Annotated in this window: 13 protein-coding genes, 2 tRNA genes and 3 rRNA genes; 8 read left to right on the forward strand and 10 right to left on the reverse strand. The window is 38.9% G+C overall.

Annotated elements, in window-relative coordinates:
• Nucleotides 1–29: 29 nt before the first annotated feature.
• On the forward strand, nucleotides 30–323 hold the full coding sequence (locus LZQ00_RS09130; protein ID WP_234514740.1) for a hypothetical protein: 294 nt from the start codon (nucleotides 30–32) through the stop codon (nucleotides 321–323).
• Nucleotides 324–337: 14 nt separating this feature from the next.
• Here LZQ00_RS09130 and cmk read toward each other — a convergent pair whose 3' ends face one another.
• The 4 genes from cmk to LZQ00_RS09150 form a co-directional block, all read right to left on the reverse strand.
• Nucleotides 338–1,024, reverse strand: a complete 687-nt coding sequence (gene cmk / locus LZQ00_RS09135) for a (d)CMP kinase (RefSeq protein WP_234514741.1) — start codon at nucleotides 1,022–1,024, stop codon at nucleotides 338–340.
• A gap of 3 nt (nucleotides 1,025–1,027) precedes the next feature.
• Nucleotides 1,028–1,441: a hypothetical protein gene (locus LZQ00_RS09140; protein ID WP_234514742.1), complete on the reverse strand. Its 414-nt coding sequence runs from the start codon at nucleotides 1,439–1,441 to the stop codon at nucleotides 1,028–1,030.
• Nucleotides 1,442–1,446: 5 nt separating this feature from the next.
• Nucleotides 1,447–3,855 carry a type I DNA topoisomerase gene (gene topA, locus LZQ00_RS09145; RefSeq protein ID WP_234514744.1) on the reverse strand — a complete coding sequence of 803 codons (2,409 nt, stop codon included), beginning with the start codon at nucleotides 3,853–3,855 and terminating at the stop codon, nucleotides 1,447–1,449.
• Nucleotides 3,856–4,004: 149 nt separating this feature from the next.
• The gene (locus tag LZQ00_RS09150; protein ID WP_234514746.1) at nucleotides 4,005–4,769 is read right to left on the reverse strand and encodes a DeoR/GlpR family DNA-binding transcription regulator; all 765 of its coding nucleotides are present in this window, start codon (nucleotides 4,767–4,769) and stop codon (nucleotides 4,005–4,007) included.
• 159 nt (nucleotides 4,770–4,928) lie between these two features.
• Between LZQ00_RS09150 and LZQ00_RS09155 the strand changes: the two genes are divergently transcribed.
• From LZQ00_RS09155 to LZQ00_RS09165, 3 genes are read left to right on the forward strand one after another with little or no spacing between them, the layout of a single operon-like run.
• Nucleotides 4,929–6,506 (forward strand): glycerol-3-phosphate dehydrogenase/oxidase, encoded by a 1,578-nt coding sequence (locus LZQ00_RS09155; RefSeq protein WP_234514748.1) that lies wholly within the window; start codon nucleotides 4,929–4,931, stop codon nucleotides 6,504–6,506.
• A gap of 12 nt (nucleotides 6,507–6,518) precedes the next feature.
• Nucleotides 6,519–8,027, forward strand: a complete 1,509-nt coding sequence (glpK, locus tag LZQ00_RS09160) for a glycerol kinase GlpK (RefSeq protein WP_234514750.1) — start codon at nucleotides 6,519–6,521, stop codon at nucleotides 8,025–8,027.
• Between the two features lie 9 nt (nucleotides 8,028–8,036).
• Nucleotides 8,037–8,762, forward strand: a complete 726-nt coding sequence (locus LZQ00_RS09165; RefSeq protein WP_234514752.1) for an MIP/aquaporin family protein — start codon at nucleotides 8,037–8,039, stop codon at nucleotides 8,760–8,762.
• A 678-nt stretch (nucleotides 8,763–9,440) separates the two neighbouring features.
• Here the strand turns inward: LZQ00_RS09165 and rrf are convergent.
• The 5 genes from rrf to LZQ00_RS09190 form a co-directional block, all read right to left on the reverse strand.
• Nucleotides 9,441–9,552, reverse strand: a 5S ribosomal RNA gene (gene rrf / locus LZQ00_RS09170).
• Nucleotides 9,553–9,762: 210 nt separating this feature from the next.
• A 23S ribosomal RNA gene (locus tag LZQ00_RS09175) occupies nucleotides 9,763–12,650 on the reverse strand.
• Nucleotides 12,651–12,924: 274 nt separating this feature from the next.
• Nucleotides 12,925–12,998, reverse strand: a tRNA-Ala gene (locus tag LZQ00_RS09180).
• 85 nt (nucleotides 12,999–13,083) lie between these two features.
• A tRNA-Ile gene (locus tag LZQ00_RS09185) sits at nucleotides 13,084–13,160 on the reverse strand.
• 128 nt (nucleotides 13,161–13,288) lie between these two features.
• Nucleotides 13,289–14,818: ribosomal RNA gene (locus tag LZQ00_RS09190) — 16S ribosomal RNA — on the reverse strand.
• Together the 16S, 23S and 5S rRNA genes with 2 tRNA genes alongside form the textbook arrangement of a ribosomal RNA operon.
• A gap of 917 nt (nucleotides 14,819–15,735) precedes the next feature.
• On the opposite strand from LZQ00_RS09190, the gene LZQ00_RS09195 reads away from it, so the two are divergent.
• The 3 genes from LZQ00_RS09195 to LZQ00_RS09205 all read left to right on the forward strand — a co-directional run bounded on the left by LZQ00_RS09195 (nucleotide 15,736) and on the right by LZQ00_RS09205 (nucleotide 17,952).
• Nucleotides 15,736–16,569, forward strand: a complete 834-nt coding sequence (locus LZQ00_RS09195; protein WP_234514753.1) for a helix-turn-helix transcriptional regulator — start codon at nucleotides 15,736–15,738, stop codon at nucleotides 16,567–16,569.
• Nucleotides 16,570–16,659: 90 nt separating this feature from the next.
• The gene (gene ygiD, locus LZQ00_RS09200) at nucleotides 16,660–17,544 is read left to right on the forward strand and encodes a 4,5-DOPA dioxygenase extradiol (protein WP_234514754.1); all 885 of its coding nucleotides are present in this window, start codon (nucleotides 16,660–16,662) and stop codon (nucleotides 17,542–17,544) included.
• A 114-nt stretch (nucleotides 17,545–17,658) separates the two neighbouring features.
• Nucleotides 17,659–17,952, forward strand: coding sequence for a SelT/SelW/SelH family protein (locus tag LZQ00_RS09205; protein ID WP_234514755.1), 294 nt, complete (start codon nucleotides 17,659–17,661; stop codon nucleotides 17,950–17,952).
• 78 nt (nucleotides 17,953–18,030) lie between these two features.
• Here LZQ00_RS09205 and LZQ00_RS09210 read toward each other — a convergent pair whose 3' ends face one another.
• The gene (locus tag LZQ00_RS09210; RefSeq protein ID WP_234514756.1) at nucleotides 18,031–20,886 is read right to left on the reverse strand and encodes a M16 family metallopeptidase; all 2,856 of its coding nucleotides are present in this window, start codon (nucleotides 20,884–20,886) and stop codon (nucleotides 18,031–18,033) included.
• An 88-nt stretch (nucleotides 20,887–20,974) separates the two neighbouring features.
• On the opposite strand from LZQ00_RS09210, the gene xerD reads away from it, so the two are divergent.
• Complete coding sequence (xerD, locus tag LZQ00_RS09215) at nucleotides 20,975–21,880, forward strand: site-specific tyrosine recombinase XerD (RefSeq protein ID WP_234514757.1); 906 nt, start codon at nucleotides 20,975–20,977, stop codon at nucleotides 21,878–21,880.
• The last annotated feature ends 17 nt before the right edge of the window (nucleotides 21,881–21,897 follow it).

Consider the following 21,897-nt stretch of genomic DNA (forward strand, 5'->3'; position numbering starts at 1 on the left):
TACTAATTGATCACTTAATTTTAAATAGTATGGATAAATTGAAAAAGTTTGAATTGATGGAGAAAATCGCAAGAGAGCTAGAAGATGTTAGAAAAAGTCAACAAGCTGTATTAGAAAAAATTGGGAAAATCGAAGTTGATAATATGGAACTTGGAGACAAAAACTTGGAGAAAACTTTACCGGATATTTTTCAACGTACAGCAGATAATTCGGATGCAATTCGACAGCTATTGGAATCTTTTCAAGAAAAAACGGATGAATTTGGAGAGGCCAACCATGTTGATAAACTAAAAGAACAACAACAGATCAATAGTGTTAAATAAAAAAGAAGAGCTTCCTATTTGGAAGCTCTTCTTTTTGTATATTCATCAATAACAAATGTTAATTGATCTTCTTGGGTCATATGTGAATTATCCAATACAATGGCATCTTCTGCTTTTCGTAATGGACTTTCCTCTCTGGTACTATCGATATGGTCACGGTGGGCAAGATTCTTGATAATCTCTTCCATGGTCACCTGTTCGCCTTTACTGAGTAATTCTAAATATCTACGAGCGGCGCGAACTTGTGGATCAGCAGTCATAAAAATTTTAAGATCTGCATCAGGAAATACTGTCGTTCCGATATCCCTTCCATCCATTACGATATTACGCCTTTTTCCTAATTTCTGTTGTTGCGCAACCATCGCTGTACGAACGGCTTTAATTGTGCTCACTTCACTTACTTTATCTGAAATATACATTTGACGAATTTCATCAGAAATATCCTCATCATTTAAATGAATTTCCGTTTTATCTGAATTTGGGATAAAATCAATATGAATATTTTCTAGCGCATTTGCAACAGCTTCTCCATTTTCTAAATCGATCTGCTCTCTCATAAAATAGAGTGTAACAGCGCGATACATAGCCCCACTATCGATGAAAACAAATTTCAACTTTTTTGCCAATGCCTTGGCTACTGTGCTTTTTCCACAAGAAGAAAAACCATCAATTGCAATAATAAAGTTATGTCTATGTGTCATAAACTAATTCATTCCTCCTATGATCACCCCCACCTTATTCACTAAAGGTACAAGTATTAAGTTGCCTTCAACAATACTCTCAGGCAAGAAGATATATTTTTTATCGTAAATAATATGATCGATGTAATAACTTAACCAATATTCATTGGTCAAACCAAATACTTGCTCATCAATTGCTTCGATTTTAGTAAAAGAATGCGCATCCAAATTCCCTATAAAATGACGAAGTGTAGTGGTTTGGACATGTTTACCATCTTTCTCACCATAACCTTTTGAAGTCACCAAAACAGTTTGAATATCTTGATTTTTTTCATTGATTAAATATACATTCCACACCTTCGATTCTGGACTCTCACTTTCCAAAACAACGGCTACTGTGATATTTTGAACGATATTTTCTGGTAAATCCTTTTTCATACCAATTATTTCACTTTACTTGCTTTTACTGCGGTTGCTTTTTTTGCGGCTATCTTTTTTGCAGGAGCTTTTTTCGTCGTTGTTGTTTTCTTTGCGGTAACCTTTGTCTTTCCTTTTGGAGCATCCGCTTCTGCCCATTTTAAGACATCTTCGTAAGTAATTTTTTCAACTTCTGCTCCTTTCGGAATTTTTAAATTTTGCTTTCCAAAACGTACAAATGGTCCCCAACGTCCTTGTTCAATTTGTGCTTCCGGATTTTCATCAAAAACACGAATTACCTTCTCAATATCCTTTTGTCTTTTATCTTTAATAATTTGAATACATTCTTCTTCCGTTACATCTAAAGGATCAACCTCTTTTGGTAATGAATAGAAGGAAGAATTATGACGAATATAGGGTCCAAATCGACCAATCGCAACAGTCATTTCTTTTTCTTCAAACTCTCCTATTTTTTTAGGTAATTTGAATAATTCCATCGCGTCTTCAAAAGTAATCGTTTCGATCATTTGTCCTTTTCGTAAAGAAGCAAACCGCGGTTTCTCTTCATCATCTTGTGCACCTATCTGAACCAAAGGTCCAAATTTACCGATACGAACCGATACTGGTTTTCCTGAAACAGGATCTATGCCTAGTTCTCTTTCATTATTAGCACGCTCCGCATTTTCCAATGTATCTTGTACTTCTGAATGAAAAGGGCCATAAAAATCACGTAACATATCTGTCCATTCAGTCGAACCATGTGCGATCTCATCAAATTCCTTTTCTACTTTAGCAGTAAAATTAAAATCGACAATTCCTTTAAAGTGTTCCACCAAAAAGTCATTGACAACAATACCAATATCTGTCGGAAACATCTTTCCTTTCTCAGCACCAGTCATTTCAGTTTTTGTTACTGCAGAAACGTTTCCATTTTCCAAATTCAAGACACGATAATCACGAGAACGGCCTTCACGTTCTTCTTTTACCACATATCCACGATTTTGAATCGTTGAAATTGTTGGTGCATAGGTAGAAGGTCTACCGATTCCCAATTCTTCCAATTTCTTAACTAAAGCAGCTTCTGTATAACGAGCAGGTGGGCGTGTGAATCGCTCTGTCGCATTCATATTTTTCAATACCACAGATTGACCAATCGACAATGGAGGTAATATTGAATTATCGCTATCCTCATCATTATTCTGATCCTGTTCTTCATCTGTTGATTCAAAATAAACTTTCAGGAAACCATCAAATTTCATCACCTCTCCAGAAGCAGATAAGTCCTCTTTACGCGTAGAAATAGAAATCTTCGCTAATGTTTTTTCAAACTCTGCTTCACTCATTTGAGAAGCAATGGCACGTTTCCAAATCAATTCGTACAAACGTCTCTCTGCAGCATCGCCTTCGATACTATGTTCAGAAAAATACGTTGGACGAATGGCTTCGTGGGCTTCTTGTGCTCCAGATGTCTTGGTTTTATATTTTCTTAGCTTATGATATTTATCACCATAAGCAGAACGGATTTCTTTTTCAGCCGCTTCAATTGCTGTATCACTCAAATTAACAGAATCGGTACGCATATAAGTAATACGTCCAGCTTCATATAATCGTTGTGCTACTTGCATCGTACGCGCCACAGAGAAACCAAGTTTACGACTGGCCTCTTGTTGTAGTGTAGAAGTTGTAAATGGAGCTGCAGGAGCGCGTTTAGCAGGTTTTGTTTCTAAACTTTTAACTGCAAACTCTGCAGTTCTACAATCGTCTAAAAACTGCTTTGCTTCTGCCTCCGTAGCAAAACGATGAGGCAACTCTGCTCTGAAACTATCTTTAATTTTTCCTGTATGAAAAAATGCAACAATTCGAAATGAAGCTTCTGCATTAAATTTGATGACTTCGCGTTCACGGTCAACAATCAAACGTACAGCAACCGATTGTACACGTCCTGCTGATAAAGAAGGTTTTACTTTTTTCCACAATACAGGGGAAAGTTCAAAACCTACTAAACGATCCAGTACACGACGTGCCTGTTGTGCATTCACTAAATTATAATCTATTTTACGAGGATTCTCAATAGCCTTTAAAATAGCTGGTTTTGTAATTTCATGAAAAACAATACGTTTGGTACTTTCATCTTTCAATCCTAGAGTCTCAAATAAATGCCAAGATATAGCTTCCCCCTCGCGGTCCTCATCGGACGCTAACCAAACCGTTTCAGCGGCTTTAGCTAATTTCTTTAACTCACTGACTACAGCCTTTTTATCGGATGGAACTTCATACTTTTGTTGAAAATCTTTTTCTGTATCAATAGCATCATCGGTCTTCACCAAATCACGAATATGTCCGTAACTCGACTTTACTAAAAAGTCTTTTCCTAAATACCCTTCTATTGTTTTCGCTTTTGCTGGAGACTCTACTATGAGTAAATTTTTAGCCATTTAAATTTGAGATTTGTGCAAATAAAGGCATTTCTTTAAGGAATGACAATATTTTTAGCTTTTTTTTACATAAATTAAAGAAAAAAAATAATAACAAGCTTCTTTTGTTAAAATCAATTCCTGTCGATTGTGAATAAATGGCCTGTTTCCTACTCCGCAATAATCAATTTAACCCCAAGTTTTTCAATCTCTTCTTTATAGTATTGACTCACTCCGTTATCTGTTATGATAAAATCAATTTCATCAAAAGCACATATACGTCCAAAAGATTTTCTTCCAAACTTAGAAGAATCGGCCAATACAATCACTTTTTGTGCCGCTTGAATCATTGCCTTGTTCAACTTCGCCTCTTGGCCCGATGTCGTCGAAAGTCCATAGGTCAAATCTATACCATCCACCCCTATAAATAACTTTGAACAAAAGTAATCGCCTAGAATTTGTTCCGCATAATGACCAGAAATAGAGATACTACTTTTTCTAAGAATGCCTGGTAATTGCAAAACTTCAACTGCAGCAAATTGATTTAATCTCATGCTCACTTGTAATGATGAGGTAATAACATTCAATTCCATATGTGGATCCATTGCATCCGCTAAAGCATGCATAGTTGTTCCTGAAGCTATAATGATGGATTCATTGGGTTCAATATATGAAACAGCTCGTTTACTAATCAATGCTTTCTCTTTTGAATAATACTTTTCCTTTTCAAAAACATTACGATCGATGATGTATGGATTTTTATTGGTAGCACCACCATGGGTTCGAAAAAGTAAATTTGAATCTTCTAATTGCTTCAGATCCTTTCTTATGGTTACAGTCGAAACATTTAAATCTTTACATAACTGCATAACAGATATATGCTCTGATTCTTTTAATTGAGCTAAAATGTATTCATGTCTATCGATTAGATTCATAAGAAAATAAGATGGTTTTTCGCAAGTTACTACTAATTATGAAATAAATAAAACAAACCTTCATAAGCTTTCGTTTGATTATTAAAATGTTTCGTTTATATTTGAACAATACAATTAAAGAATACAAATGAAACCAAGCATAATAACTCCAATACATGTATGATCAATTTTAACAGAAATACGAACCTAGAAACGATAAGAAGTACTTCCCAATGGGATATCGTCATTATTGGAGGGGGTGCCACTGGTCTTGGAATTGCTGTTGACGCAGCTTCCAGGGGATTCAAAACATTACTCCTAGAGAAGTATGATTTTGCAAAGGCAACATCCAGCAGAAGCACAAAATTGGTGCATGGTGGTGTACGATATTTAGCAAATGGTGATATTAAACTTGTTTATTCAGCGTTGCATGAAAGAGGATTAATTTTCAAAAATGCTCCTCATTTAGCTAGAGTCCAAAGTTTTATTATCCCTTGCTACTCCTTTTTTAGTAAATGGAAATTTCTAATTGGCCTCAAAGTTTACGATTGGATGGCGGGCAAATATAGAATTGGATCATCTCAGTTTTTGTCTAATAGTCAAGTGATCTCCAAACTTCATTCTGTCAAACAAGAAGGACTGCAGGGAGGAATTATCTATTATGACGGCCAATTTGATGATGCTAGATTTGCCATTAATTTAGCTCAATCTGCAAATACATTAGGGGCAACAGTGCTCAATTATTGTGATGTAAATGCCATAAAAAAAGATGCTAACGGATCTGTTTCAGGAGTTACATTTCGAGATATTGAATCAAATGAAACTTTTGAAATAAAATCAAAAACGGTCATTAATGCCACAGGAATTTTTGTTGATGATATTTTAAAAATGGAATCTCCAAATCATAAAAATTTAGTACGCCCCTCTCAAGGTACACATATCGTCATTGACAAAAAATTTTTAGGAAAAGAAGATGCACTTATGATTCCAGAGACGACAGATGGGCGTGTGTTATTTGGTGTTCCATGGCACGATCATATCTTACTAGGGACAACGGACACGCCTTTAAATGTTCATAGCATTGAACCCAGACCTTTAGAAGAAGAAGTAGAATTTATTCTCAATACTGCTAAAAACTACCTCAATCCTGCTCCAACAAGAGCAGATATACTCAGCGTATTTGCAGGTTTGAGACCATTGGCAGCGCCAAAAGAGGAAGGTCAAATTTCTACAAAAGAAATCTCTCGAGATCATAAATTGATCAGTAGTCCATCCGGTCTTATTACAATCACAGGAGGAAAATGGACTACTTATCGTAAAATGGCAGAAGAAACGGTAAATAAAGCCATTGAAATTGGAAAATTAAATCAAGCTCCTTGTGTCACCAAAACATTAAAGATACATGGTTATCAACAAGAGAAACAAGAAGGACATTGGCAATTTTATGGATCTGATGCAAAATTGATTCAAGATTTAGTGTTAGAAAATGAGAATCTTGCTCAAAAGATTCATCCAAAGTTTGATCATATTGCTGCTGAAGTTGTCTGGGCTGTACGACATGAAATGGCAAGATGTCTAGAAGATGTATTAGCTAGAAGAATACGTATGTTATTTTTAGACCCAAAAGCGGCAATGGAAGCTGCTCCCTTCGTTGTTCGAATTATGGCTACTGAACTCAATCAATCGCAAGCATGGAAGGATGAGCAGTTAACCTTATTTCTAGCACTTTGTAAAAACTATACTTATCATTTATCATAAACCTATTCACTGATGAATACAACAGATTACATTTTGGCATTAGACCAAGGAACAACAAGTTCAAGAGCGATTATCTTTTCTAAGTCAGGAAAAATTGAAGCTGTTGCACAAAAAGAATTTACACAAATTTATCCAGAATCAGGTTGGGTGGAGCACGATCCTAAAGAAATCTGGTCAAGTCAGCTTTCTGTTTTTACAGAAGTCATGGCAAAAATGAAAATAACACCTAAGAATATAAAAGGTATTGGCATTACAAACCAAAGAGAAACAACCATTATTTGGGATAGAAAGACTGGTGAACCTATCTATAATGCCATTGTTTGGCAAGACAGAAGAACAGCAGACTATTGTAAAAATATCGAAAATCAAGGGCACGGAGATGCTATTCAACGCAAAACAGGTCTTCGTATAGATGCTTATTTCTCTGCATCAAAAATCAATTGGATATTGGATAATGTCAAGGGTGCTAGAGAAAAGGCAAATGCTGGTGACCTTGCTTTTGGGACTGTGGATAGTTGGCTTATATGGAATTTAACCAATGGAGAAGTACACGTCACGGATGTATCCAATGCTTCCAGAACAATGTTGTACAATATTGAGACATTGAATTGGGACAAAGATCTATTAACATTATTTGATATTCCTGAAAGTATCCTTCCTCGAGTTGCATCTTCTTCGGAGATTTATGGTCAGACTTCGGGACAAATCCTATCCAGTAAAATTCCAATCGCCGGAATTGCCGGAGATCAACAAGCGGCTCTTTTTGGACAAATGTGCACAGAAAAGGGTATGGTAAAAAATACCTACGGAACAGGATGCTTTTTATTAATGAATATTGGTACAAAACCAATTCTATCAAAAAATAATTTAGTGACCACTATTGGCTGGAAGATTGGCAATCAAGTCGTTTATGCCTTGGAAGGTAGTATTTTTATTGGTGGAGCCGTTGTTCAATGGTTAAGAGATGAATTGGGCATTATTAAAACTTCTTTAGAGATAGAAAAACTGGCTAAAAGTGTAAAAGACAGTAATGGTGTTTACCTCGTTCCTGCTTTTTCAGGTTTAGGAGCTCCACATTGGAACCCATATGCACGCGGTACTATTGTGGGAATTTCTAGAGGAACAAATGCGGCACATATCGCTCGTGCAGCCTTAGAAGGAATCGCTTTTCAAATAACAGACATCTTGACCGCTATGCAATCTGATGCGCAAACGGATATTAAGGAACTCCGTGTGGATGGAGGAGCGAGTGCAAATGATTTTCTTATGCAAACACAAGCTAATTTTCTAAACGTAGTAACATTACGTCCTGAAGTGGTAGAAACCACGGCATTAGGTGCTGCTTATTTGGCTGGTCTGGCTGTCGGATTTTGGTCCAGTATTGAAGAGATTGCTGCACAATGGACAATAAACAAAACCTTTACTCCTATTCCCGATGATACAGTTAAACACTCTTTGAAAGAATGGAATAGAGCTGTAGAGACTGCCAAATTTTGGGCAAATTATGATATGACTAATTAAATTTTTATTATGAATGCATTATTAGCAGAATTTATTGGCACTTCTGTCCTGATCCTTCTTGGAGGTGGAGTTGTTGCGAATGTTGTTTTAAAAGATACAAAAGGAAATAATTCAGGATGGATCGTGATCTGTACCGCATGGGCATTAGCCGTATTTGCTGGAGTAACTATAGCGGGACCATATAGTGGTGCTCATCTGAATCCTGCAGTTACTATCTCAAATCTTTTACTCGATAAGATGAGCCTTACTCTAGGGCTTCAATATATGCTGATGCAATTTTTAGGTGCTATGTTTGGATCTTTTATTGTGTGGTTAATGTATAAAGATCATTTTACGCAAACAGATGATGCAGGAGCAAAAGAAGCTATTTTCTGTACAAGACCTGCTATTTTCAATCCTAAAATTAATATCATCAGTGAAATCGTTGGTACCTTTATATTGATCTTTTCAATTTTACATTTCACGAATCCAACCACACATCAAGGAGAAACTTTTGGTTTAGGATCAATCGGTGCAATACCCGTGAGCTTTATTGTATGGGTCATTGGATTATCATTAGGAGGAACAACTGGCTATGCTATCAATCCAGCTAGAGATCTAGGACCTCGAATTATGCATGCCTTATTACCAATAAAGAATAAAGAATCATTTAATATTTCTTATGCGTGGGTTCCTGTTATTGGACCAATCATTGGAAGTATTCTTGCGACTATGCTTTATCTATATATTAATTAGTTATCTCTTGAATTGCAGCTATCGAATTGCATGAAATTAACTATTACTAATATAATAACTACAATCAGGCAATATGATGATCCGTTAATCGTAGCATACCGACTTGATCAATAAAAGAAAACAGCTTTAAGTATAAATTTAAAGCTGTTTTCTTTTACTACCCTATTTCAGAAAAGTAATAGATGATAGTATACAAAAGTTGTAGACAGTCCTCTAGTTGAAGTGTTCCAAAGGGTCACTTCAATCTTCTTTGAAAACTAAAGTCTCAGACCAAAATATTATTGTATAAATGTTATAGTTGGTAACTGCAAAAGTTATAAATGTGGACACTATTATCTCTATATCTTATTGTCATTGTTCCGTTTTAAATTTCATTGGTTCTACTCTATTTCCAGACAGAGTCTTCGGTTTTATATTGGGATTTAAGTGACCGCTGAAAGAGCGGACACTTAAACCAGAGGGGTAATTTTAGTAACTCTTTGATTACATCAATTGCTTTTAGCAATATTAACAATCATACATATAGTATAAAAATTAATGTTCAGCTACAGAAAATCTTTAAAGTCAAACTTCACCACTATACAAAAAAGATGAGAATTTAAGCAAGAGAGAGAATTTGAGGGGAAAAGTAAAGTGCACAAAAAAGCCTTTACTTTTCAGCAAAGGCTTCTGTATAAAAAAAGGCACCGACCTACTCTCCCACCTGTTACGGCAATACCATCGGCTCTGGCGGGCTTGACTGCTCTGTTCGGAATGGGAAGAGGTAGACACCGCCGATATAGGCACCTAAAATGTTTTTTAGATATTAGATTTGAGATGGGAGATTTGAGATAGTATATGGTCGCCCATGTATTTATCTTAAGTCTCATATTTGACATCAGATCGGAGGTCAGATCATTCCTTTCGGAAAATCTAGGTCTCTCATATCTATCGTCTCATATCTAATCTATAGACAATTGAAAGAAAAAATCAAAGAGGAAGACAACAGTGTATGCGTTGCTTGAGAAAGCTTCGGGTGATTAGTATTGCTCAGCTATGGTATCTCTACCTTTACACCTGCAACCTATCAACGTAGTCATCTGCTACGGCCCTATAAGGAAGTCTCATCTCGTGGCTAGTTTCGCACTTAGATGCTTTCAGCGCTTATCTATTCCCGACGTAGCTACCCAGCCGTACACCTGGCGGCATAACTGGTTCACCAGCGGTCAGTCCATCCCGGTCCTCTCGTACTAAGGACAGATCCACTCAAACTTCCAACGCCCACAACAGATAGGGACCGAACTGTCTCGCGACGTTCTGAACCCAGCTCGCGTGCCACTTTAATGGGCGAACAGCCCAACCCTTGGGACCTTCTCCAGCCCCAGGATGTGACGAGCCGACATCGAGGTGCCAAACCTCCCCGTCGATATGAGCTCTTGGGGGAGATCAGCCTGTTATCCCCAGCGTACCTTTTATCCTTTGAGCGATGGCCCTTCCATACAGAACCACCGGATCACTATGTCCGTCTTTCGACCCTGGTCGACTTGTCGGTCTCACAGTCAAGCAAGCTTATGCCATTGCACTCCGCGTACGGTTACCAAGCGTACTGAGCTTACCTTTGAAAGCCTCCGTTACCTTTTTGGAGGCGACCACCCCAGTCAAACTACCCACCAAACAATGTCCTCCCCATCGGGGAGTTAGAAACCGGATACAGAAAGGGCGGTATTTCAAGGTTGATTCCATGACTCCTGGCGAAGCCACTTCAACATCTCCCGCCTATCCTACACATCCTGTACCCAATTCCAATGTTAAGCTATAGTGAAGGTGCATGGGGTCTTTCCGTCCCGTTGCGGGTAATCGGCGTCTTCACCGATACCACAATTTCACCGAGCTCATGGCTGAGACAGCGCCCAGATCGTTACACCATTCGTGCAGGTCGGAACTTACCCGACAAGGAATTTCGCTACCTTAGGACCGTTATAGTTACGGCCGCCGTTTACTGGGGCTTCGATTCAATGCTTCTCTTGCGATGACATCCCCTCTTAACCTTCCAGCACCGGGCAGGTGTCAGGCCTTATACCTCATCTTTCGATTTTGCAAAGCCATATGTTTTTGTTAAACAGTCGCCTGGGCCTTTTCACTGCGGCTTCTTGTACTGCTACAAGGAAGCGCCCCTTCTCCCGAAGTTACAGGGCCATTTTGCCGAGTTCCTTAGCCATGATTCACTCGAGCACCTTAGGATTCTCTCCTCGACTACCTGTGTCGGTTTACGGTACGGGTTTTTATAACCTGAAGCTTAGCGGGTTTTCTTGGAAGTCTGTTTACCTGCTCTATCAGCGCCACCGAAGCTTTGCTGTACTATTGGGTCTCAGCAGGGTCGGCGGATTTGCCTACCGTCCCTATACCTACGCCTTTTAACGGACTATTCCGTCAGTCCGCGGCAGTGTCACTACTCCGTCACCACATCGCAGTTATAAAAAGTACTGGAATATTAACCAGTTGTCCATCGGCTTTCTCCATTCGGATGCGCCTTAGGCCCCGACTAACCCTGATCCGATTAGCGTTGATCAGGAAACCTTAGTCTTTCGGTGGGCGGGTTTCTCACCCGCCTTATCGTTACTTATGCCTACATTTGCTTTTCCATACGGTCCACGGTCCATTACCAGGCCGCTTCGCCCCACATGGAATGCTCCCCTACCAGATGCAGCTTATGCTGCAAATCCATAGCTTCGGTAATACACTTGATGCCCGTTTATTATCCACGCCCGGCCGCTCGACTAGTGAGCTGTTACGCACTCTTTAAATGAATGGCTGCTTCCAAGCCAACATCCTAGCTGTCTGGGCAACCGGACCTCGTTAGTTCAACTTAGCGTATATTTAGGGACCTTAGCTGATGGTCTGGGTTCTTTCCCTCTCGGCCTTGGACCTTAGCACCCAAAGCCTCACTGCCGGCCATATCTTATAGCATTCGGAGTTCGTCTGGATTTGGTAGGATTTGACTCCCCCGCACCCAATCGGTAGCTCTACCTCTATAAGACTCCATGCCGACGCTGTTCCTAAAAACATTTCGGGGAGTACGAGCTATTTCCCAGTTTGATTAGCCTTTCACCCCTACCCTCAGGTCATCCGGAAACTTTTCAACGTTTATCGGTTCGGTCCTCCATTACATGTTACTGCAACTTCAACCTGCCCAAGGGTAGATCACAAGGTTTCGCGTCTACCTCATCTGACTATGCGCCCTATTAAGACTCGCTTTCGCTTCGGCTGCGCGGCTGAACCGCTTAACCTTGCCAGACAAGAGTAACTCGTAGGCTCATTATGCAAAAGGCACGCCGTCACTGGACCCGCCAGCTCCGACCGCTTGTAAGCACACGGTTTCAGGTTCTTTTCACTCCTCTGTTCGAGGTTCTTTTCACCTTTCCCTCACGGTACTAGTTCACTATCGGTCTCTCAGGAGTATTTAGCCTTATCAGATGGTGCTGACAGATTCCCACAGGGCGTCTCCGACCCCGCGGTACTCAGGGTACTGCTAGGCTAGCTTTCTATACGTGTACCGGGCTATCACCGTCTATAGCTGGGCTTCCCATCCCATTCCACTTCTGTCTGCTAATGCCACATCGCAGCCCTACAACCCCGGTCATGCCGTAACATCACCGGTTTGGGCTCTTTCCCGTTCGCTCGCCACTACTTGGGAAATCATTATTATTTTCTTCTCCTACGCCTACTTAGATGTTTCAGTTCAGCGCGTTCGCGTTTTATACAGCATACCTTCAGTATGCTAGGTTGCCCCATTCGGAAATCTTCGGATCAAATCACATTTGCTAATACCCGAAGCTTATCGCAGCTTATCACGTCCTTCATCGCCTCTGAGAGCCTAGGCATCCCCCGTGTGCCCTTATTTACTTTCTTCACCTCATAGCCCTTTTGCTACTATGGGTTGCTTTTGATATATAACCATGGTGCTACGCATCGATCCGTTCGGCTTTTGACCGAGGGTCTTCTCAATACATCAAGCACACCACAGTATGGTCTCTACTGTTGTCTTCTCTTGTAATTTTTTTTCTTTCAATATGTCAAAGAACTCTTCTTCTAGATGTGAGATCAGAGATGGGAGATTTGAGATCTGGTATGGTTGCCCATAAGTGTCTCTTGTCTCATATCTATCGTCTCATATCCAGAGATGTGGAGAATATCGGAGTCGAACCGATGACCCCCTGCGTGCAAGGCAGGTGCTCTAGCCAGCTGAGCTAATTCCCCTTTGTGTAGACAGCAGAGTTCAGAGCCGAGATCCGAGACTATTTACTCTGTCTCTTGTCTCTTATCTTTCATCTCTGATCTTAGATGGTAGTCCCGAGCAGATTTGAACTGCTGACCCCTACATTATCAGTGTAGTGCTCTAACCAACTGAGCTACGGGACTAGCTTATCATTCTTCATCTCTCAATGGACCATCCTAAAGGGACGGGCACATTTCTTCAAATGTTCATCTTTGTTTTCTTAATATTAACCATGTGTATACGTAACGAGCTTCAATTCCGAATGCTCTAGAAAGGAGGTATTCCAGCCGCACCTTCCGGTACGGCTACCTTGTTACGACTTAGCCCCAATTATCGGTTTTACCCTAACACGCTCCTTGCGGTTACATGCTTTAGGTACCCCCAACTTTCATGGCTTGACGGGCGGTGTGTACAAGGCCCGGGAACGTATTCACCGCGTCATTGCTGATACGCGATTACTAGCGAATCCAACTTCATGAGGTCGAGTTGCAGACCTCAATCCGAACTGTGAATGGCTTTTAGAGATTAGCATCATATTGCTATGTAGCTGCCCGCTGTACCATCCATTGTAGCACGTGTGTAGCCCCGGACGTAAGGGCCATGATGACTTGACGTCGTCCCCACCTTCCTCGCTGTTTGCACAGGCAGTCTGTTTAGAGTCCCCACCTTGACGTGCTGGCAACTAAACATAGGGGTTGCGCTCGTTGCGGGACTTAACCCAACACCTCACGGCACGAGCTGACGACAGCCATGCAGCACCTAGTTTCGTGTCCCGAAGGACTGATCCGTCTCTGGATCATTCACTAACTTTCAAGCCCGGGTAAGGTTCCTCGCGTATCATCGAATTAAACCACATGCTCCTCCGCTTGTGCGGGCCCCCGTCAATTCCTTTGAGTTTCAATCTTGCGACCGTACTCCCCAGGTGGATAACTTAACGCTTTCGCTGGGACGCTGACTGTGTATCGCCAACATCGAGTTATCATCGTTTAGGGCGTGGACTACCAGGGTATCTAATCCTGTTTGATCCCCACGCTTTCGTGCATCAGCGTCAATCACACCTTAGTGAGCTGCCTTCGCAATCGGAGTTCTAAGACATATCTATGCATTTCACCGCTACTTGTCTTATTCCGCCCACTTCAAGTGTATTCAAGTCCTACAGTATCAAAGGCACTGCGACAGTTGAGCTGCCGTATTTCACCACTGACTTATAAGACCGCCTACGCACCCTTTAAACCCAATAAATCCGGATAACGCTTGGATCCTCCGTATTACCGCGGCTGCTGGCACGGAGTTAGCCGATCCTTATTCTTCCAGTACATTCAAGCCCCTACACGTAGAGGTGTTTATTCCTGGACAAAAGCAGTTTACAACCCATAGGGCAGTCATCCTGCACGCGGCATGGCTGGTTCAGAGTTCCCTCCATTGACCAATATTCCTTACTGCTGCCTCCCGTAGGAGTCTGGTCCGTGTCTCAGTACCAGTGTGGGGGATTCTCCTCTCAGAGCCCCTAGACATCGTAGCCTTGGTGGGCCGTTACCCCGCCAACTAGCTAATGTCACGCGAGCCCATCCATATCCTATAAATATTTGATCATTCAACGATGCCGTTAAATGATGTTATGCGGTATTAATCTCTCTTTCGAGAGGCTATCCCCCTGATATGGGCAGGTTGCTCACGCGTTACGCACCCGTGCGCCACTCTCATGGAACCAAAGCAAGCTTTGATCCCAATCCCGTCCGACTTGCATGTATTAGGCCTGCCGCTAGCGTTCATCCTGAGCCAGGATCAAACTCTCCATTGTAAAATGAAGGGTAAGATCAAGACTATTTATAATAAATAGAATTGTCTTGTATTTTTATTTCTAATTCTAAAATTGACAGGTTGAGTTTTTAACTTTCGCTGTTTCTCAACACTACTCGTTACGTTACATGATTATATTTTTAAAGAACTTGCTTCGCATCCGCTTCACGCTTCTGCTTTTATATCTTCGGCATTGCGCCCCGATCTTCTCTTGTTTTATTCCCTTCGTCTCCGTTGGGACTGCAAAGGTAGAAATCTTTTCCGAAATTCCAAAATAAATCTGAATTTATTTTTTATCGCTTCTCCTCAGATTTCTGCGTTCAAATCACTTTAAACCCTCCTTTTTTCTGGTGCCTTCTCTTGCGATCCAGCCCATACTCCCTTGCGGAGTGGTGCAAAGATAGCAACTTCTTAGCCTCACTTCCTAACCTTTTCTGACTTATTTCTTAATATTAACCTTAACTGGCTGTAACATTGAACGATTAATTTCTACCACAGGGAAATAAAATAGGTACGGCTCTCTGGATAACAATAAACTGCTCTGCTTTCCATTGCGGTCATTGACGGGGGTCAACTGGGGATCAAACGGGGACCAATTCCTGCCCGTGAGCACAGTGAGAGCACGGTGCGTGCACCGTGAGTCCACCTTTTCTGGTACTCACACGGCGCTCACACCCCACACGCAAGGTACCCACAGTCCAGAGTTGGTCCCAATTTGGTTTTAATTTGATCCCTGGGATGTCTATAACCGTTTATATGATCGGCCTTAAGACTTCCTCTTCCTTAAATAAAGACGAAATCACGCGAAAAGGTGGAAAACCATGCAACAGGATCTTATCGTTAAGCTTTCCTTAACTTTAAACAATATTTTACTTTATCTGTATATTAGTACAATTAGGATCATTAAAAATATATCTTTTGGACGAACTTTTTAAAATTTATACCATCGGTGCTGAAGAAGTTAAAAACTTCAACTATTCAAAAAACGAAATACACCAGCATAATTTTGAAGAATTGATCATTGGCCTAGCAGGACAATTGGAACATTTTATTGATTTTAAATCACGTGTTTTTAATGCTCCTTTTATCAGTTTTGTCACGCAAGGGAAAACACATCGTGTCAAACCAATGATGACGGATGGGGAAGCCCGATTTTGGGTCATTCGATTCAAAAGTGAATTTATACCAGAAACAACCTTTCAACTCTATACACAATTTCATGAGACCGCAACTTTTGAATTCAAAGAATACAATTGCTTCCATAGATTGATTCGTCTTTGTGAAATGATGGAAAATGAAATGCAACAGACAGTAATCGATTATGGGGTTATCAAACAATTATTAAGTACCATTTTTACCATGATTGAATCGGAACGTAAAAAACAATTTCCCGAAACAAATCTTCAACTCAAAAATCAAAGTACTACTTTCAAGAATTTCCTTTCCATATTGGAAGAAAACTTTAGGCGACCCGAAGGTATCAATTACTATGCAGAAAAGCTATTCATGTCTGCACGTAATCTGAATTTAATTTGTCAGAGCATTCTACAACAAAGTGTATCAGAAATTATTGAAACCAGAAAGTTAATTGAAGCCAAAAACCTTTTGCTCACAACCACAAAAACTATTTCAGAAATTGGTTTTGATTTAGGTTATAGTGATAAGGCTTATTTTACCAATGTATTTAAAAAGAAAGCTGGATTGACACCATCGGAATTTCGAAATGAAATGCAACAATTAATTTCCGAATAACCCAACAGAATTACAAAAAAGTCATACCTCCTCCCCTTTTTCTTGAAGTATCTTTGTATCAACAAATGAAACAGTAACCATATTGGTCATATGGAAAGAAAAAAATTTGTAAAAATTATGGCAGGATTATCATTAACAGGAGTTGCAATGAAAGCTAATTCTTTATATAAATTCTCTTCCGAATTGGAAGCAACAGAAAAATTTCCAGTGCTATTTTTGGGACATGGTAGTCCTATGAATGCCATTGAGGATAATGAGTTTGTTCAAGGATTCAAAAAAATAGGTCAAACATTTGAAAAACCAAAAGCAATACTCGTTGTCTCCGCGCATTGGGAAACGAGAGGAACTTTTGTTACCGCTATGGAACATCCAACAACTATCCATGATTTCGGTGGTTTTCCTCAAGCTTTGTTTGATGTACAATATCCAGCTCCAGGAAGTCCTGAGCTCGCCGGAGAAACACAAACGTTAATCTCAAAAACAGACGTTTATTTGGACGATAAATGGGGATTAGATCATGGATCATGGTCAGTTGTAAAACATCTATACCCGAATGCCGATGTACCCATTATTCAAATGAGTATCGATTACACACAGCCAGCGTCTTATCATTATGAGCTTGCTCAACAACTCGCAGCTTTACGTCAAAAGGGGGTCTTGATCATTGGGAGTGGCAACATGGTTCATAATCTACGAATGGTTGCTTGGGACAAATTAAATACAGCAGGTTATGCCTATGAATGGGCTTCAATCGCAAATGAAAAGATGAAAAATTTTATTCAAGATGGAGATCATCAAGCTTTAATAAATTTCAGACAGCAAGGAAAAGAATTTGACTTAGCCATTCCTACTCCAGAGCATTATCTACCTTTGATCTATTCCTTAGCATTGCAAGATAAAAAGGATGATTTGTTCTTATTTAATGACAACTCTGTTGCTGGTTCTTTGACGATGACTTCTGTAAAAATAGGTTAGTCAATAAAGTTGTTCTACCGGGGTAGAAAAGCGAATATATGACATAAAAATCCCTTATAGTTAATCGTTAGGGAAAATCGCGTATATTCGTTAATCATTCTCATTATTCATAATATGAACGTATCAAAACCAACCATTTTAATTGAATACTGCCCAAAATGCAATTGGATGCTTCGTGCTGCCTATATGGCACAAGAAATTTTAAGTACTTTTTCAGAAGATGTCCATGGTGTTTTACTGATCCCAAGTGTAACTTCTGGAAAGTATACGATTTCTGTCAATGAATTAATCGTATTTGACCGAAAGGAAATGGGTAGATTTCCTGAGATAAAAGAGTTGAAACAGTTATTAAGAGATCAGATCAATCCAACTAAAGAGTTGGGTCATTCCGATAAAAAAGAAGTATGATAATTTTTCAAAAACTTGAAATTAATTTTATAAAAAAAGCTCCTGATAACGATCAGGAGCTTTTTTGGTCTTAAAAATCTATTTTGCGTCTGGCAGTAAAATAAACTCAAACATACGTTCTTGTTTTAAATACTTGTCCGCAACAGCTTTCACACTTTCTACAGACACTTTACTCAGGTCATCCAACCTTCTTAAAATTTCCGCAACATCCTCTTGATTTTGATAAGAACCTGATATGTAGCCTGCCCAGAATCCATTTTCTTTTAACTGCAGTTCTAGCTGGCGTTTTTGTTCAATCACGAATTTATCAATATCTTCTTTGAGAGGACCATTTTTCTTAATTTTCGACACTTCATCAACAGCAGATTTTATCAATACATCTACTTTACTTGGAGCTGTTCCGAATCCGATTCCAAAACTATAACGGGCATGCGGTAATTTACCATAGCTTGCAGAAGCTCCTACACTATAAACACCACTTTCAGCTTCACGTAAACGTTCTAACAATTTGATTGTTAAGATACTTTCCAATGCATCCATATTGATATTTTCTGCTTCAGAATAGGCATAATCACCATAATAAGCAAGTTGTACCGAAGCTTTATCTTCTTTACCTTTATTCACGACAACACGCTTTCCTTGAGCAGGCTCTATAATTCTTAAATCTTTATACGATTCTTTACGACCTAAGTTCGGTAAAGCTGCTAAGTAATTTTCCAAATAAGGCTTAATCTCCTCTTCGGTAAAAGATCCGACAATAGTGAAGGTAAAATCCGAAGCATCTGCAAACCGGTCTTTATAAATTTCAAAGGCGCGATTTTTATCAATAGTTTTCACCAAATCTATCGTTGCATTTTTTCTTCTGATATTATCACCATATAATGCTGTTTTGATCTGATCAGAAAACACATTTGAAGGATTGTTCTCTCTATTTTCTAAACCTCCTATCGTACGAGCGATCGTGCTTTGAAAAACATCATCATCCAAACGAGGTTCTGCAAAGTATCCATAAACTAATTCAAATGTATTTTTCAATCCTTCTTTATCAGAACTTCCGTACAAACCTTCATAGTTTTCAGAGATATATGGACTCATTCTCACATTTTTACCCGTCAGGTATTTTTGCAATTCAACATTTTTTAATTGTCCTATACCACTTGCATCAACTAAACCTGCTGCATTACTTGCCGAAAAATAATCTTGGTCGGGATATAATGAAGATCCTCCAGGACTAGAAGCCGTTATCAGAATTTCATCATTTTTAAAATTAGTAGGTTTCAAGATCACTTTAACGCCATTACTTAACGTTAATTCTTTTGAATTGATGTCTTTCAATTCTTTTGAAGAAACGATTGAACCTTTTATAGGCTCTTTAGACAACAATGGTAATTTTGACACCTTATCCTCATAAGCCGTTACATTTTCAGATTCGACTGTCTTGATCCAGCTATTTACAGTCTGTTCTGTTGGTAAAGTAGCTTTATCTTTTTCAGGTCCCATGATGATCACATCACGATTCAGATCCGTATAATATTTGGCAATAAGGGCATTTACTTCTTTTAATGTTAAAGTCGGTAAAAGTTGTTTTGTAATTTTGTAATTGTCGTCGTTACTTAACACGGCCTCATCTTTTAAGAAATTGTTCATATAACGATGTACATAGCTATCTGACTTTTTCTTACTTCTTTCGATATAGGATGTTTCATTTCCCTTATTCATCGCAACGATTGCTCGATCTAATTCAGATTGGGTAAATCCAAATTTTTGAATTCTTTCAAATTCAGTCATCATCTTCTTGAACCCTACTTCCAACTGACCTGGTTTCGGAACAACCATCAAAGAAAAAACATCAAGTCCCGCAATAAATCCAGCAATATTTCCTCCTGCATGTATAAAAGGAGCGTCTGCTTGTTGCATAATTTCAGAAAAGCGATCAGCAACCATCATATTAAAAGATGATACCAATAATTCTTTTCTATAATCTTTTACAGTTACTGTTTTTTCCTCTTTGCTCTTAATCATAATCTGAACAACCGTATAGGGAAGTTCTGGATCCGTAATGGCAATAAATTGATTTTTATTCAATAAATCAACATTATATTTCGTACGCTCTAACTTTTTAGCGGGTGCTTTTAAATCAGAAAACAACGTTTTTACACGAGCTTCCATATCTTTCACATCAATATCGCCCACAATGATAATGGATTGTAAATCTGGTCTGTACCAGTCTTGATGAAATTTACGTATTGTTTCGGGTTTAAAAGTGGTAATAATCTTTTCTGTTCCTATTGGTAAACGTTTAGAATATCGAGAGCCATTTAAAACGATAGGGAAAAATTTATCTTGCAAGCGTTGACTTACCCCACGATTACCACGCATTTCTTCCATTACAATACCGCGCTCTTTGTCAATTTCATCCGTAGTTAATAAAGCATCTTGTGCCCAATCGCGCATCACTTGTAAACCATTCTTTAAAAGTTCTGGATCATCGGATGGAATCGGAAGTTGATATACTGTTTCGTCAAATCCTGTATAAGCATTCAAATCTGAACCAAATCTGACACCTGCTTTTTGCAGATAATTAATTAATTCATTTTTAGGAAAATGCTTAAGACCATTAAAGTTCATGTGTTCTAAAAAATGCGCTAGTCCTAGCTGCTCTTCGTTTTCTAAAATAGAACCTACTTTATTTGCCAGATACATGGTCACCCTTTTTTCAGGTTCCACATTACGACGGATATAATAGGTAAAGCCATTTTTCAATTTACCTGTTAAAACTTCATTGTCAAATGGTAGTTTTTGATCCCAACTGACCGTGTCTTGTGCTAGTATAGCTCTCGCTTCAGCACGGAATGATGTTGCGGCTGTACTTGGAGTCGTACAAAAGAAAGCTGGCAACAAAAATGTTAATGCAATAGGTTTAATAAATCTCATGTTTTTGATTTACCTTTAATTATAAATTTAGTTTATTTTATAAATTACAGTTCGAAATTACAATTAATCTATTGTATTTTTGTCATTTATGATCGAAGAAAAAAATTGGATTTACTTAAAGAAAAATTTTGAAAGATTTCTAAAATTCGAACGTGGATTATCCGATAATTCTATTGAAGCTTATTTAAATGATATTTCTAAATTGGAAGTCTATTGTGAAGAACAAAAGTTATCCTTACAACAAGTTACCAGTAAAGATATCCAACGATTTTTAATGTGGATCAATGGATTTGGCATCTCCCCTTTTACCCAATCTCGCTTGTTATCTGGGTTAAAAACTTTCTATAATTTTCTATTAATCGAATACGATTGGGAAACCAATCCTGTAGAGTTAATACAGTCCCCTCGTATGGCTCGAAAAATACCGAGTGTCCTTAATATTCAAGAAATAGATCAGCTGATACAAGCTATTGATCTGTCTAAATCAGAAGGCATGCGCAACAAAACGATATTAGAGGTTTTATACGGTTGCGGGCTACGTGTATCGGAGTTAGTAGGACTCAAGATATCAAACTTATATCTTGATGTAGAATTCATTAAAGTCGAAGGCAAAGGAAGTAAAGAACGTCTTATACCTATCGGAAATCAAGCTATAAAATATTTAAAGATTTATCTTGATGAGGTTAGAAATCATATCAAAATCAAAGCAGGACAAGAAGATTTTGTTTTTCTGAATAAAAGAGGAGCTGCTTTATCTCGTGTCATGGTATTCATCATGATTAAAGATTTAGCCAAGAAGATTGGTCTTCAAAAAAGTATAAGTCCACACACTTTTAGACATAGTTTTGCTTCTCATCTCGTTGAAGGTGGTGCTGATTTGCGTGCTGTGCAGGATATGCTTGGACATGAAAGTATTACGACAACGGAGATCTATACACACATCGACCGAGAATATCTGCAAAGTGTCATCACACAATACCATCCTCGTTCTTAATCATAAGAACCTATCCG

The organism is Sphingobacterium sp. SRCM116780 (assembly GCF_021442025.1).
Lineage (GTDB): Bacteria > Bacteroidota > Bacteroidia > Sphingobacteriales > Sphingobacteriaceae > Sphingobacterium.